Source organism: Nostoc flagelliforme FACHB-838, from assembly GCF_014698065.1.
In the GTDB taxonomy this organism is placed as follows: domain Bacteria; phylum Cyanobacteriota; class Cyanobacteriia; order Cyanobacteriales; family Nostocaceae; genus Nostoc; species Nostoc flagelliforme_B.
In genome coordinates this window covers 1-14135 of record NZ_JACJSI010000160.1, presented here as the reverse complement: position 1 = coordinate 14135, position 14135 = coordinate 1, and the positions used below count along the sequence as shown (strand labels likewise).

Genomic DNA, 14135 nt, shown 5'->3' with positions numbered 1-14135 from the left:
TAATCAGCAAAAAGCCAGCGTATATTGGGGTTTCCAAACCAAAGATGCTCGCCGAAAAATGCAGCGTTTATATCCGAATCTAACCTAGCAAAGTTGGCTTGGCAGACTACTAGCCGCACTCAAAGAAATTCCTATCCAAATATTCCAAGGTGGAAAAGACGAAAAACTGCCGATTGAAGATACACAGCAGATTGTCGATACCTTGCGCGGACTGGGGGGAAGAGTAGATTTTACTGTACTGCCCGAAGGCGATCATTTTATTGCCGATGAAGTGTACAGTGACTCGAAATTGCAACAATGGTTGGTTTCACAAAACCGTCGTCAGGCTTCTGTAGTAGCCTAAGAGCTTGTTTGAAAAGTAGTTTGCTGTAATTTTAATCACATTCTTACCCTCCTTACTTGGTGGTGCAGAAAACTTTTTTGAGTCTCATAATGAGGAGCCTGTGTAGTCAAAATATCGGCTGAAACCCATTGTCATCGTTTGACTTTTGCGGAGATGTCTAAAATACTGTCTCACTAATAATGCTTTATCTATAAGGGTTTCAGGAGTTTTCCGCACCACTAAGCCCTCCTTAATCCCCTTAGGGACTTGCTGATCCCCCCAACCCCCCTTAAAAAGCTATCCATTACCCGGATCTTTCTTAACATTTGCGAGAGTATTCACTCACGCTTTTTCTAACCCTGATTCGTTCGTCATCAATTCTCAATAAAAACCTAATTTTAGCGAGAAGATTAAGAGCCAATCTGTCAAGTATGTTTGACACCTCAGTGTTCAAGATGACGATAGAACAAGCGTTTCAAGATTGTAAAGAAAGATGTGACTAATGGATAGCTTAAAAAGGGGGGCAAAAAATTCTCAAAGTCCCCCTTTTTAAGGGGGATTTAGGGGGATCTAAAACGTTTTGTTACCAACAAGAAGATTTTTCAAACATCCTCTAAATAAAATTCTTTTCCTCTTCTAACATGACATTACCAACAACTAAACTTGGTCAAACTGGATTGACTGTTTCTCGCCTCTGTCTCGGTACAATGACTTTCGGATTGCAGACAGATGAAGAAACTTCCAAACAAATCCTTGACACCGCCGCCGATGCGGGAATCAACTTTTTGGATACAGCTGATGTTTATCCACTTGGGGGTGGGCTTGCTACGGCTGGAAGTACCGAAGAAATTATTGGGCGCTGGCTCAAAGGCAAACGCGAACATTTTATTTTGGCTACTAAAGCTGTAGGTAAAGTTGGCCCTGCACCTTGGGATCAGGGTGCTTCGCGTAAACACATTTTGGATGCGATCGATGCTTCCCTCAGACGACTGGGAACTGATTATGTTGATTTGTACCAATTGCACTCTGATGATGCTTCAACTCCTCTCGATGAAACCTTAAAAGCATTAGATACAGTAGTTCGTGCTGGCAAGGTACGCTACATTGGGGTTTCTAACTTCTTAGCTTACCGACTCGCCCGCGCCTTGGGTCGCGCCGAAGTGCGAAATTTAACTCGCTTCGTATCGATTCAACCCCGCTATAATTTGTTGTTCCGCGAAATTGAGCGAGAACTTTTGCCCTTGGCGAAAGAAGAAGGATTAGGTGTAATTCCTTACAATCCCTTAGCAGGTGGTCTACTCACTGGCAAACACAATCTTACTCAAGGCCCCACCGCAGGTACACGTTTCACCTTGGGTGCTGCCGCAGAACGTTATCAAGAACGATACTGGCGCGATCGCGAGTTCAATACTGTGGAAGAATTACGCACAGTGGCGGAATTTGCTGGATTGTCGCTCACTACCCTAGCGGTAGCTTGGGTACTGGCTAATCCGATTATTACTGCTCCTATTATTGGTGCTACTCGTCCAGAACAACTTGCTGACACCCTCAAAGCTGTAGAACTAAAACTCGACGACAATTTGAAACAAAAACTCGACGACATCACCACCGAATATCGCAGGGGAGATTCTCTGCGTTAGTTTTGCTTTCTTTTAACCTTTCCAACCAATCCAAACTATTTTATCTATCAAACAGCTATGATTAAACGCCGTCGTTTTCTAAATGTTGCTACATCTAGTCTGGGCGGTTTTTCGATGGCATATTTGTTGGGAAGTTGTAGCCAACAAGGCCAACAGAATCTAGCAAGTACTAGTGGCAATTCAATTTCCCTTGGTATAAAAACGAAAGTTCTCCGCATGGGTTATCAGAGTGCAGGGGATCTGTTCAGAAATCGGCAAGTTTTAGAGAAACGCTTGGAGCCACTGGGAATCAAGGTGGAATGGGCGCAATTTGTCCAAGGGCCACAACTCATGGAAGGTATGGCTGCGAAAAGAGTTGACGTAGGATCAGTAGGAGAAACGCCGCCAATTTTTGCCCAAGTCGCTGGTTCAGACCTTGTTTATGTCGTCGGTACACAAAGAACCGAAAGAACAGGAACAAGTAGTGTAATTGCTGTACCTCCAGAGTCTCCCCTTCAGAAATTTGAGGATATTAAGGGGCAAGAAGTTTATTTTCAAAAAGGCTCGGCATCGCACTATTTTATTCTTAGAGCTTTGCAGTCAATCGGCTTGACCATCAATGATATCAAAATCAAAAGCATGGCGACCATCGAGGCGCGGGGTGCATTTCTCGAAGGGAGAATTCCCGTTTGGATGACAGGAGATCCCCACTATGCGATCGCTCAAAAGATGGGTCGAATTCGTGTCCTCAGAGATTCTGTTGGACTAGATTCTCCTGGGGGCTATTATATTGCTGATAGGAAGTTTGCCCAAGAAAATCCTGGCTTACTAAAAATTATCATTGAAGAACTTCACGCTCTTGATAAGTGGGCAGAGGCGAATCGAAATGAAGTGAAAAAGTTGATGATCGCAACACAAAAGCTTGATGAGGATGTGGCCGACAAGGTAATGTCTCGTCGCACTTTCGCAGGACGCAGAGGCTTAAGTCCTGCACTGATAGCGGAACAACAGCGTGTAGCAGATTTATTCTTTAAAGAGGGTGTCATACCGAAGAAAATCAATATTCAGGATGCTTTACTTCCGCCTGATTTGTATGCTGCAATCACACCGCCAGAAATTATGGTCTAAGCTGATGCGCGTCTAAAGTATATAAATACTCTTGATGACTGTTGACTGTTGACAGGTCAATGTACAAATTAAATGCGTAACAGCTTAATACTTTGTTTCATTAGTTATGAAGAGCTAAGGTGTAATATCATTAGACGTTTGTTTTCGCAGCTTATTGTTTTCTTGTTGTCACCCTTAAGCCTCTTCAGAAAGAATGTTTTGCTTAGAAACACAACGCCTAATGCTTCGAGAATTCCAAGAAAAAGACGTGTCTCAACTCTCAACTTGCGCCAATACTTGCAAATTCAAGAGTAATGGAATTTTCTCCTACTGGAATTCTCTCAGTTTCCCAAACGCAGGCTAAAATAGTTAGTTTCATGATTTCTTATAAAGCGTTTGGATTTGGAAAGTGGGCTGTCATTTTAAAAGAAAGCAACCAATTGATTGGTTACTGTGGAATCGCAATAGAACAAATTGAAAATGTAAACGAACCAGAAATTGGGTATCGGCTAGATCCAGAGTTTTGGGGTAAGGGATTAGCAAGTGAAGCCGCGTTAGCAACAATTAAATACGGATTTGAGCAACTCAAATTTCCATATATTCTCGGCATTGTCGAACGAGCAAACACAGCATCGATCAGAGTGCTTGGGAAGTTGGGTATGAGACACGAAAGAAGAACGATATTTCATGGAGTTGAGATGGATATTTATCGTTTGAATATTGCTACTTAAGAAAGCTTTGGCACTGTGAACAAAGTCTTCTAGCTTTATTTCAATGTTATTTGTCCCCACTAAATCGAGTTGTTAAAAAGAAGCCTAAAAAGATGCTACGAGATCGACTCTCATGAAGAAAAAGTCCAAACAATGGAAATCCTTTCAACGTGCTGCCGACGCGCCCAACTTGCCAGCGACTCCATTTAGGTTCATTTGCTATTTCGTTAACCAGTTCCGCTGGTGGTATGTGGCAATGGTGATTCTGGAGGTAATACACGCAACCTGCGGCATCATGTTACCTTATGCCATTGGCGAGATCATCCGGGGCGTGACGCGATCGCCAGGGGAGAGTAAGCAGATTTTTGATGCCGTGAGCCAACCCCTGATGTTGTTCACCGCCTTGAGTGTGGGTGAAGTGGTATTCGGGCGATCGGCTGGACTCTTACAGACAATCCTCCATCCGATCCACCGACAGCACATTGTCCGATCGCTATATGCCTATTTACAGCACCATTCTCATCGTTACCTCAGCAGCAGTTTTTCCGGGGCATTGGCACATCGGATTAGCGAAACTTCTTTAGGTGTAACTCAGACGATGCAAATGCTGATTACTGAATTTATGCCAGTAATCATCGTGTATACTGTCACGACGATATTACTGTATCGCGTCTATCCTCCACTTGCTGGATTCGTGGGGTTGTGGGCAGTTCTTTTCATCAGTATTTCGTTCTGGCTGGCAACTCGCTGCCAAATTTACTCCCGAAAAGCCGCAGCCGCAAGAAGTGAGACAACTGGTATCATCGTAGATGCAGTAACAAACCTCAATAGTAGCCGACTGTTTGCTCGCCTGGGTTTTGAACGACGCTATTTGAATGAGCAATTAAGGGACGAACTCAAAGAGGTGAGAAAATCCAATTGGTACTCAGAGCGAATCCGTTGGTTTCAGTTTATCTCAGCAGCAGTCCTGAAAATTGGCACTCTTTATTACTCACTCTCACTTTGGAGTCAGGGAACGATCGCGACTGCGGATTTCGTGGTTGCTACCAGTTTGTCACTGTTAATCATTAGTGAAGCCCGCAATTTAAGTAAACGGTTTCTAGAATTTTTTGAACATATCGGCAATATTGCCAATGGTGTCTTCACTATTGTTCAACCCCACGAGATCATTGATCGTGATAGTGCGATCGCCCATTCAATTACTCAGGGACAGATTGAGTTTCGCCAAGTGAATTTTAGCTACTCCCTTGGAAAAAAAGTATTCGACAACCTGTCTATAACAATCCAACCAGGCCAGCGTGTCGGACTGGTTGGCTTTTCTGGCTCTGGAAAATCCAGTTTCGTGAATCTGATTTTGCGTCAATTCGACCCCCAATCTGGACAGATTCTTATTGATGGGGTCGATATTCGAGACATGACGCAAAATGCCCTACACTCCCAGATCAGCTTGATTCCTCAAGATCCGTCTCTGTTCCATCGGACATTAATAGAAAATATTCGTTACGGGCGAATAGATGCCACCAACGAGGAAGTGGTCGAGGCAGCACGCCAAGCCTATGCTCACGATTTTATTGCTCAGATTAAGGAAGGGTATGATTCTTTGGTTGGTGAGCGCGGTGTCAAACTTTCTGGAGGGCAAAGACAAAGGATTGCGATCGTGCGGGTAATCCTCAAAGACTCACCAATTCTGATTCTAGATGAAGCTACCTCCAGCCTCGATTCCATTACCGAAAAAGCGATCCAAGATACTCTAGATTTAGCGATGGATGGAAAAACAGTCATCGTGGTGGCTCATCGACTTTCTACTATTGCCCATTTAGACCGCATTTTGGTATTTGACCAGGGGCGTATTATCGAAGATGGCACTCATACCAAACTGCTGGCACGTCATGGTGCTTACTACAGGTTATGGAAAATGCAGGCAGGTGGATTCTTAGCTGTAGAAGCCAATAATCAAAATGCCTCCGAACTCCAAACAGGATAGTTTTAAGCCAGGGCTTACGCAAACAACAGCCGAAACCCTTATTCTCAGGTAGGGGCAATTCATGTACATGTAGCCGAAGGCTACTCTACGAGAACGCTAAGAGCGAACCCGCAGGGTATTGCCCCTACAGCGTATAGTTTTGCGTAAGTCCTAAGTAAAAGGGATTGGAGACAACCTAAAATATGTTTGGCGTTACAGCCACTTCCGTAATTTTTCTTGTATTCCCCCAATCCTACTATTTACCCTCATACTCCTGTAATGCTCCTAGCTTGGTAATTCCCGGCCAAATTGCAGCTACCGCAATTACCACTGCAATTGTGCCAATTCCACCACCAACTACTGAGATAACCGGGCCAAATAAAGCAGCTGTCAAGCCGGATTCAAAACCGCCTAACTCGTTAGACGCACTAATAAATACACTGTTGATCGCCGCAACCCGACCGCGTAAATTATCTGGCGTTCTAATTTGCACTAATGTATGGCGAATCACAACGCTAATCGTATCTAGTGCGCCACTCAGCACGAGCATCAATAATGACAGCCAAAACCAACGTGATAGCCCAAAGATAATCGTGACAACGCCAAAGCCAACTACTGACCAAAGTAATGCTGGCCCAGCCTTGCGTAAAGGTGGTAGATATACCAGTAAAACCGCCATAAATAATGCACCAATGGAGGGTGCTGCTTGTAGGTAGCCTAACTCTAATGGCCCTACCTGCAAAATATCTTTGGCGAAGATCGGTAGTAAGGCGATCGCACCCCCCAACAAAACTGCAAACATATCTAAGGTAATTGCTGCTAAAATCAACTGGTTTTCCCAGACAAACTTAGCCCCGGCTGAGAGTGCTTTGAGTGAGATTGGTTCTGTAGAACGAATGGTTTCTTGTTTTGAGATTGCCGCCGTTAAGATAAAACACAGCAACCCAGCGATCGCAGCCAGTACGTAGACCCCTGTAGCACCTCCTAAGAAGGCTATACCAAATCCTCCCAAGGCTGGGCCGATAACTGAGGCTAACTGAAAGCTACTACTATTCCAAGTGGCTGCATTTGTAAATGCACTGACAGGTATCAATTGCCACATTAAGGCATCACTGGCAGGTTTCAAGAACGCCCTGGCAATCCCTGTGAATACCAAGCAGGCGTAAATCAAAACTACTGTACCTTGAGTCCAAGAAAGTACAGCCAAACCTAGAGAACATAAGACCAACAGCAGCACTGACAACAACATTGTCAGTTTGCGATCGCGGCGATCGGCTATATGTCCAGTAATCAAGGTGAGGGCAATCATCGGCAAGACTTGGGCTAGCCCAACACCACCTAACGCCAAAGCTGAATTTGTGCGATCGTATAGTTCCCAGCCAATGGCCACAGTCTGCATTTGTGACCCAATGAACAAAAGTACACGCCCAATTGTAAATAGGCGATAATCTCGAAATCTCAACGCCGCAAAAGGATCGTGTTGTGCAGACTTAGCGTTGCTCTCGTTTAATTTCTGTTTGCTCGAAGACATTTTTTAGTAGAGCCAACCCTTCTTCAATATTGGAAACTTGTTCTGGTGTCAGACCTGACAAAAGGTCGGCTATATGAGTGCGAGTTTGGTCTTGGGATTGCTTTAATTGATGCTTTCCATCTTCAGTAAGATTCAGGAGAACTCGCCGCCTTTCTTGAGGATCATTGATGCGTTGCACCAAGTTGCGTTGTACTAGCCTTTCTGTTGTTGCTGATGCTGTCGCACAAGTGACACCTAGATGCTCTGCCAAATCAGATAATGAAGCACCTGGACTGCGATTAAGAAATGCTAGCGATCGCAACTGTGGTATAGATAAAGCAGCAGCACTGTGAGCTCGCATATCCGCTCGGATAAACCGCATCACTAACGGAATTGTATCCATTACTCTGGCAGCACATTCTTGGGAAGTTGCGCCTTGCGTAGGTTTTCCGAGTTTCATGAGCTATTCTTTCTCCTAATTACATTGCCACCCGTGGATAAAGTCGTCCACAAATCAGGGTTAAGCCTATTAATGTTAACAAGAGAATTGTACAGTCCCAACCAAATCCATAGATACTAGTTCCATTTGCTAGCATTGTCCCGCGTAAGGCATCCACTTCGTAAGTTAAGGGATTAATCCGAGATAAAAATTTTAACCAGTCGGGCATCATGGAAATGGGATAGATGGCATTACTAGCAAAAAACAACGGCATAGTTAACAACTGCCCAATTCCGGTCATTCGTTCTCTAGTTTTCACCAGACAGCCAATGATTAAAGAAAATGTACAAAAACAACCTGCTCCCAACATCACGACTAATAGCACTTGCAAAAAAGCCAAAGGATGAAGATTGAGTTTGACACCTAATACTAGCGCTAGTGCATAAATGACAAATACCTGTGATAAACAGCGCACTCCACAGGCTAGGGATTTCCCTAACACCATCGCTACTCTTGGTGTCGGACTAGCCAAGAATTTATTTATGCACAACTCCTAAGTTTCGCTCCCAAATTAGCGTCATACCGCCTGTAAAAATAGCGACAAACAACACACTTTGCGCCAGAATACCGGCAGCCATAAAGTCTAAATAAGGTAAGTCACCTGTAGGAATTGCCCGAATCCGGGAGAATACTTGCCCAAAGATCAGAAGCCACAGTGATGGTTATACGGCTCTGACTATTAAATCAGTGGGATCGTGCCGTAGTTTCCGCACTTCCATCTCGGCAATCACGAGGGTTTTCGTAAATATCTGAATAATTGCAGAGATAATATTGGGTCGGCGAGGAGGTTTTGCCTTAACCCAACCGTTGAGCTGTACGTCTGGTTCTTGCTGTATCACGATAGCTGACTCCTGATGTTAATAGATCCCCTGTGTAGTGAATAAAGACATCATCCAAAGTTGCATTTGATTTACCCAAAGAAGCTTTCAAATCAGTTGGTGTGCCTGTTGTCACAACTTCGCCTTGCTGCATAATCGTCACTCGGTTACACAGGCTATCGGCTTCTTCTAAAAAGTGGGTAGTTAAAAATATGGTTGTGCCGTAATCTGCGCGGAGTTGTTGCACCAGTTGCCATACCTGAGTACGAGCAATGGGATCTAGCCCTACAGTCGGTTCATCAAGAAACAAAATCTTGGGTTGGTGCATGATGGATTGACCAATTTCTAGCTTGCGGATCATGCCACCAGAATAATTACGTACCAAGCGATGGGCTGCGTCTTGCAAACCCATAAAATCTAGAACTTCCCTGATACGTCTTTGCCTATGCTTAACAGGAATATCGTATAGCTTGGCAAAAATTAAGAGATTTTCGTAGCCTGTAAGACTACCATCAGCAGAAAGAGCTTGGGGTACATAGCCAAATAGTCGTCTGACAGCAGCAGCCTGATGAGTTACATCATAGCCAGCTATAGTTGCTCTCCCTGCACTCAGGGGCAATAGAGTAGTCAACATTTTTATTGCTGTGCTTTTACCTGCCCCATTTGGGCCAAGTAAACCAAAGACCTCACCTTGTTCTACGGTGATACTCAAATCATTTACAGCAACGGCTTTACCGAAGTAACGTGTCAGTCCTTGTGTTTCTAAAATCACTGCTTTAGGGCTACTAGCAAGTGATTCAGACAAATCAGCTTTTCCCGTAAGTCTTGTCACGAGTTTGATGCACTTTTAATATTTAGCTTATCTAAATATTAGCTTCGCATATTTTATTTAAAAGTCAAGAGTCTATTTTGTGTTGGGTAAATTCCGCTATTTCTATGCGATTTCCCCCGGATCGCGGATAAAAAAGCGATCGTATACAGTTGGGGGGCGATCAGCTACACTGGGTGGTAGGCGATCGCTAATAATTTCTACCCCATGAACTTGCAGATGTTTGGCAAATGCTTCTAAGTCGTGGACTCGAAAACATATATGCCGTCTAGATACTTCCTTATTAGCGTGCTTCTCTATACCTACGTGGATTTGAAGATCCCTCAGCACATACCATGCGCCTCCATTCGCTAGATGATGATTAGTTTTAGGTTAGTCATGCAAACTATAAATCTGTGATAAAAATTAATTTGGAAATAAATTATATATTTATATTATTTAAAAGAATGGTCACTTTTATCAACTTCTAGTCTGTCTCGATTTACCCAACGATTAACGAACTCATTTTTATTTTTCTGCACTTTTACTTGCACTTGCTTAGAGCCTAATTTGACGACTTCGCCAGGAATTCTTTGGGTGTTTTCTGAGTCAGCACGAGCTTTATAAAGCCAGATAACTTTTTGCCCTACGAAATAGTCAGAATTTGCGCTTAAGTGTGATGTTACATCTGCCCAAGAGGGAGCAGCAATCGCCAAGTTAATTAAAAGTATTAAAGTCATTAAAGCTATTTTGAGAATTTTCATGTGTTTAATTTAAGCTTCTATGTACGACGAATAACTTATTTAAAAAGCATTGCTAGATTAGGTACAAGTTGATAAGTTCCACTTTTAAACATGATGGATAATCCTAAGTATATTAATACAAAGGGAAAGACTTTCCGACCATAGCGAGTCATAACAGAAGCCATGACAGGATTCCGGGTTAGGTTGTAAGAGACAACGCACCACATTCCAATCGCTAAATAGCAAACACATAGAATTACTGCCAGACTAGGAACGTTACTGCTAGCAAATAGCGGAACATAAATACCGATATTATTTCCACCATTGGCAATGGTAACAGCAGAAACCCGATAGGTTTGACGATCTTTTAGCGTTGCTAATAATGATTTGTTATGGCGTTTTGGTTTGGCTGAATTAGTAAAATTAACTGATACAGCTTGTAAAGTCTCTTCTTCCTCTCCTCTACTCATTAGATGACTAATACCAATTATAATTGGGAGAATTCCTAGCAATCCAATCCATGCTTCTGGAAGAACTAAACCACCAAAGAAACCAGGAAGACTAGCAAACACTAGTGCAGTAAATCCTACAAATTCGCCAATAATAATATGCTTGGGACGAAAATTATGATTCACTTTGCCAAAGAAAGCTGTCAAATATAAATTATCATCAAATGTCGTTGCAAAAGCCACAGATATTGCAATAAATAATGTACCAATTAGCCAAACCATATTTTTTCTCCGCAACGATTTAACAAAATTCTTTTAGAAGATGGTTGAAGCAATCGCAATTAATTACAGATGTAATTTTGTCCTTCAATGGGTAAGCTTAGTAGCTTATGAACTTAATATTATGGGCTGGCTATGATAAGAGCAAATACTCTTTTTTGTTAAAATGATAAAATGAAGTTATTGAATAAAAAATTAAAAGCACCAGGCGTGAGAATTGCCTGGTGCAAGATGTAAATTACGGCTCAGATACCCGAATTATTTAAGAATTCGGGTATCTTGTTTTTCACAAATGATTTAGAACGGCTCGATCAGTTAAACACCAGGAGTATTGCCGCCATCAACCAGAATCTCCGCCCCAGTAATGGAAGAGGCAAGATCAGAAACTAAAAATAAAGCCAGTGCAGCAATCTCTTCTGGCTTAACGATTTTCCCTAGAGGTATTGCTTTTAATGATTCTGCCTTGATTTCTTCTACACTCACACCACGGATTTGAGCATTTTGCTCTGCTAAACGTTCGGCACACTCTGTACCAGTTAGACCAGGTGAAATAGCGTTAATGCGAATATTATGTTGGGCTAACTCTTCAGAAATTCCTCGCGTGAAGTTCAATAAGGCAGCATTGGTTGTACCGCCTGGGAGGAAGGACGGACGAGGTGTGCGTCCTGCACCACCAATAATGTTGACAATTCGCCCATCACGCCGATTTTTTTGATGTGGGACAACAGCTCTAACGAATCGGATGTAGCCCAACAATTTCAGATTCCAAGCATCTAAAAAAGCATCATCACCCAACTCTAAGAAAGATCCTGCACGCGCTGAACCAGCATTGTTAATTAAAATATCAATCTGACCAAATTGTGCCAGGGTTGTCTCTACAACCCGATCAATACTTTCTGCTTGAGTTAGGTCGGCACTGACAGAAATCACTTTAGCGCCTGGAGTCGGTAAGGATTGGATATCGGCTACTGCTTTCTCTAGCTTTTCTTGATTACGAGCAGCTATCACTACATTCACACCTTCAGTGTAGAGAGCTTTAGCCGTGGCTAATCCAATACCTGCACTTCCACCTGTAACAATTGCTGTTTTACCTGATAGTTGTAGGTCTAAGCTCATAATGATTTACCTGTGTTGAAAATATTAATTGTTTGAATTTCATACTCAAATCAAATTAGACTCAGCGCGAATTAATAATATTGCTGACTGAGAGCCTGTATTGTGGATATTCAAGATGCCTTGACTCTCACCAGATGTGCAGTCTAAAAGTATCTTGATTTCTGTATCACGCTTTTCTAAGTCCACACTACAGATAATGGCAGTTACTTTTTAAGCAGATAAACTTCCGATCCAAACATCAATATTAAACCTATCTCCAGCTTGGGTATCTTGCAAATATCCATAGTCCAAAGGGTAAATCAAGGATGGATATCTGGGGTGTGGAGTTCCTCTTGGACGCTCAATCTTAAGATTGCTAGTGGCTACTAGCCGATCTAGTTTGTGCCAGAATTCATTGCTGTCTGTCATTACAGTGCGAATAAAACATCAATAGCGATTAGATATCATGCTTTTACTTTCCACTGTTAATAAAAGGTTGATTTTGCTGATCTAGCACTTTTGGTAATAATTTCATGTCATTAAATACGACAGATGCACCAACTGCTCGTAGTTTTTCTGGGTTAATCAGTTCTGCATAACCAAATACTGTCATACCTGCATCAACTCCAGCTGTGACACCTGTGGGTGTATCTTCAATAACGACACAATCCTTTGGGGAAAATCCCATTTTATCGGCTGCATATAAAAATACATCAGGATATGGTTTACTACGTGAAACTTCTGAAGCACTAAATATTTTATCTGAAAAGTAAGGAAGCAGATCTGTTACAAATAAAGCTTTTTGTATCCACTTAGGGCTACTATTTGAAGCAACACAACAAGGAAGATTGAGCTTACTCAAAACATCATGTATTCCCTGGACTGGATGCAAATCAGTCACGAAAGCTTGCATGGTTCGTTGCTGAAATTCAGTAGCAAAGTTCTCTGGTGGAGATTTGCCAAGCAAATTTTTAACTATTTCTAAACATCGGGTCATTGATATGCCAACAAAAATATCGAACACATCCTCTAAAGTTAGAAATAGTCCTATTTCCTTGAGCATTTCCAACAAAATAGTAATTGCGATTCGCTCACTATCTATCAAAACACCATCACAATCAAAAATAACTAAATTAAATTTGTTCATGAATTTACTAAAAATTCAAAGTCAACAACAGCACGGATTTGACTTATCTTGACCAAACCTGAATTAATTTACAAGCTTTAGTTTGGTGCAGTTTCGTCGGAAAGAATAGTAATGATTTCGCTCAATGGGCCTTCGCGAAGCGTGTGCGAAGCACTCTTGCGGTTACGTTCTTCTGGTGTTTCCTTACCCAAAGAGGTATCTTTCACTAAGCGGTAAACATCAGCTGCGCCGTAAAAAGTCCGCTCAGTCAAACCTACCGCTTTAAAAGTTTCTGCAATCTCTTCCATTTCTCCGATCCAACGATGTGCTTTTGGTGTCATCGATGGAATAGAACGGGTGAGAATAGCAGCAAGTTCTGGTTGGCTACTAGATACTTCATTCCATAGTTGCTCATCCAAACCTAAACGATGGGCAGCAATTAATAATTCTGTACTAATCGCTGTCAGTCCTTTGGTGAGGGCGGCGTAAGACATTTTCAATCCAGAAGCCTGGCCAACTTCATCGCCAATCACTCGGATATCCAATCCATAATTCTGCAATTGTTGCAATTCATTGGCCTGTTTTCCTGACGCATAGATGCGCGTGCGACCGGAAACTCTGGGAGGTGGGCCAATGATGGAAGCATCTACAAAAGTTGCCCCAGATGATTCAATCAGTTGGGTAATACGTTTTACCTTTTGGGGTGCGATCGCATTACCATCAACATAAAGAATCTGTTTCCCCACATTACTTATCACCTCAGCTACCTGTTTTGCTACCTCTGCGGCGGCGGCAGGAACTAAAACTGATAACACCAGATCAGATTCAATTACCAGTTGTGTGAGGGAACCCACGTCTTGGATATTGGCTGCGGCTGCTAATTGCCGAGTTCGTTCACTGCGATCGTCTAAGGCCGCAATGGTCTTCAATCCATTTTGATTGAGAACGGCTGCGATCGCCTGTCCCATGTCACCCAATACGGTTCGGTTAAGCTCTAAGCAGTATTGATTACAGAAAAAGTAAGTGTTTCCAATTTAACTCCTGCCCCCTTATGTACTGGCTTCTTGGACGGAAACTTAGCCCTAGT

At 42.6% G+C, this 14135-nt stretch carries 15 protein-coding genes and 1 pseudogene; 5 read left to right on the top strand and 11 right to left on the bottom strand.

Annotation, left to right across the window (positions count from 1 at the left end; genetic code table 11):
• Positions 1-202: 202 nt before the first annotated feature.
• From H6G97_RS53335 to H6G97_RS34655, 5 genes are all read left to right on the top strand, one after another.
• Positions 203-343: a hypothetical protein gene (locus tag H6G97_RS53335; RefSeq protein ID WP_242055637.1), complete on the top strand. Its 141-nt coding sequence runs from the start codon at positions 203-205 to the stop codon at positions 341-343.
• Positions 344-963: 620 nt separating this feature from the next.
• Complete coding sequence (locus tag H6G97_RS34670) at positions 964-1962, top strand: aldo/keto reductase (RefSeq protein ID WP_190944930.1); 999 nt, start codon at positions 964-966, stop codon at positions 1960-1962.
• A 57-nt stretch (positions 1963-2019) separates the two neighbouring features.
• On the top strand, positions 2020-3069 hold the full coding sequence (locus tag H6G97_RS34665; RefSeq protein ID WP_190944929.1) for an aliphatic sulfonate ABC transporter substrate-binding protein: 1050 nt from the start codon (positions 2020-2022) through the stop codon (positions 3067-3069).
• A 293-nt stretch (positions 3070-3362) separates the two neighbouring features.
• Positions 3363-3779: a GNAT family N-acetyltransferase gene (locus tag H6G97_RS34660; protein ID WP_242055634.1), complete on the top strand. Its 417-nt coding sequence runs from the start codon at positions 3363-3365 to the stop codon at positions 3777-3779.
• Positions 3780-3891: 112 nt separating this feature from the next.
• The gene (locus H6G97_RS34655) at positions 3892-5742 is read left to right on the top strand and encodes an ABC transporter ATP-binding protein (protein ID WP_190944928.1); all 1851 of its coding nucleotides are present in this window, start codon (positions 3892-3894) and stop codon (positions 5740-5742) included.
• A 235-nt stretch (positions 5743-5977) separates the two neighbouring features.
• Here H6G97_RS34655 and H6G97_RS34650 read toward each other — a convergent pair whose 3' ends face one another.
• The 11 genes and pseudogenes from H6G97_RS34650 to H6G97_RS34600 all read right to left on the bottom strand — a co-directional run bounded on the left by H6G97_RS34650 (position 5978) and on the right by H6G97_RS34600 (position 14016).
• On the bottom strand, positions 5978-7252 hold the full coding sequence (locus H6G97_RS34650) for an MFS transporter (protein ID WP_190944927.1): 1275 nt from the start codon (positions 7250-7252) through the stop codon (positions 5978-5980).
• Positions 7212-7691 (bottom strand): MarR family winged helix-turn-helix transcriptional regulator, encoded by a 480-nt coding sequence (locus H6G97_RS34645; protein ID WP_190944926.1) that lies wholly within the window; start codon positions 7689-7691, stop codon positions 7212-7214. Before H6G97_RS34645 ends, H6G97_RS34650 begins: the two co-directional genes overlap by 41 nt.
• Before the next feature lie 19 nt (positions 7692-7710).
• Positions 7711-8569, bottom strand: a pseudogene (locus H6G97_RS34640) (ABC transporter permease).
• Positions 8526-9380 (bottom strand): ATP-binding cassette domain-containing protein, encoded by an 855-nt coding sequence (locus H6G97_RS34635; protein ID WP_190944925.1) that lies wholly within the window; start codon positions 9378-9380, stop codon positions 8526-8528. Before H6G97_RS34635 ends, H6G97_RS34640 begins: the two are co-directional and overlap by 44 nt.
• A 102-nt stretch (positions 9381-9482) precedes the next feature.
• The gene (locus H6G97_RS34630) at positions 9483-9707 is read right to left on the bottom strand and encodes a VOC family protein (RefSeq protein ID WP_190944924.1); all 225 of its coding nucleotides are present in this window, start codon (positions 9705-9707) and stop codon (positions 9483-9485) included.
• Between the two features lie 104 nt (positions 9708-9811).
• The gene (locus H6G97_RS34625) at positions 9812-10120 is read right to left on the bottom strand and encodes a hypothetical protein (RefSeq protein ID WP_190944923.1); all 309 of its coding nucleotides are present in this window, start codon (positions 10118-10120) and stop codon (positions 9812-9814) included.
• Positions 10121-10155: 35 nt separating this feature from the next.
• Positions 10156-10830, bottom strand: a complete 675-nt coding sequence (locus H6G97_RS34620; protein WP_190944922.1) for a cadmium resistance transporter — start codon at positions 10828-10830, stop codon at positions 10156-10158.
• 312 nt (positions 10831-11142) lie between these two features.
• Complete coding sequence (locus tag H6G97_RS34615) at positions 11143-11943, bottom strand: SDR family oxidoreductase (RefSeq protein ID WP_190944921.1); 801 nt, start codon at positions 11941-11943, stop codon at positions 11143-11145.
• Between the two features lie 210 nt (positions 11944-12153).
• Positions 12154-12351 carry a hypothetical protein gene (locus tag H6G97_RS51545; RefSeq protein ID WP_199349860.1) on the bottom strand — a complete coding sequence of 66 codons (198 nt, stop codon included), beginning with the start codon at positions 12349-12351 and terminating at the stop codon, positions 12154-12156.
• A 43-nt stretch (positions 12352-12394) separates the two neighbouring features.
• A complete protein-coding gene (locus tag H6G97_RS34605; RefSeq protein ID WP_190944920.1) occupies positions 12395-13069 on the bottom strand; it encodes an HAD family hydrolase in 675 nt (224 codons plus the stop codon).
• A 77-nt stretch (positions 13070-13146) separates the two neighbouring features.
• Positions 13147-14016, bottom strand: coding sequence for an NAD(P)-dependent oxidoreductase (locus H6G97_RS34600; protein WP_190944931.1), 870 nt, complete (start codon positions 14014-14016; stop codon positions 13147-13149).
• Between the last annotated feature and the right edge of the window lie 119 nt (positions 14017-14135).

Coding starts and splice junctions, on each gene's coding strand:
- H6G97_RS34665 (WP_190944929.1), top strand. CDS start 2,020: ATGATTAAACGCCGTCGTTTTCTAAATGTTGCTACATCTAGTCTGGGC.
- H6G97_RS34620 (WP_190944922.1), bottom strand. CDS start 10,830: ATGGTTTGGCTAATTGGTACATTATTTATTGCAATATCTGTGGCTTTT.
- H6G97_RS34625 (WP_190944923.1), bottom strand. CDS start 10,120: ATGAAAATTCTCAAAATAGCTTTAATGACTTTAATACTTTTAATTAAC.
- H6G97_RS34600 (WP_190944931.1), bottom strand. CDS start 14,016: ATGGGACAGGCGATCGCAGCCGTTCTCAATCAAAATGGATTGAAGACC.
- H6G97_RS34650 (WP_190944927.1), bottom strand. CDS start 7,252: ATGTCTTCGAGCAAACAGAAATTAAACGAGAGCAACGCTAAGTCTGCA.
- H6G97_RS34660 (WP_242055634.1), top strand. CDS start 3,363: ATGGAATTTTCTCCTACTGGAATTCTCTCAGTTTCCCAAACGCAGGCT.
- H6G97_RS34605 (WP_190944920.1), bottom strand. CDS start 13,069: ATGAACAAATTTAATTTAGTTATTTTTGATTGTGATGGTGTTTTGATA.
- H6G97_RS34670 (WP_190944930.1), top strand. CDS start 964: ATGACATTACCAACAACTAAACTTGGTCAAACTGGATTGACTGTTTCT.
- H6G97_RS34615 (WP_190944921.1), bottom strand. CDS start 11,943: ATGAGCTTAGACCTACAACTATCAGGTAAAACAGCAATTGTTACAGGT.
- H6G97_RS34645 (WP_190944926.1), bottom strand. CDS start 7,691: ATGAAACTCGGAAAACCTACGCAAGGCGCAACTTCCCAAGAATGTGCT.
- H6G97_RS51545 (WP_199349860.1), bottom strand. CDS start 12,351: ATGACAGACAGCAATGAATTCTGGCACAAACTAGATCGGCTAGTAGCC.
- H6G97_RS34655 (WP_190944928.1), top strand. CDS start 3,892: ATGAAGAAAAAGTCCAAACAATGGAAATCCTTTCAACGTGCTGCCGAC.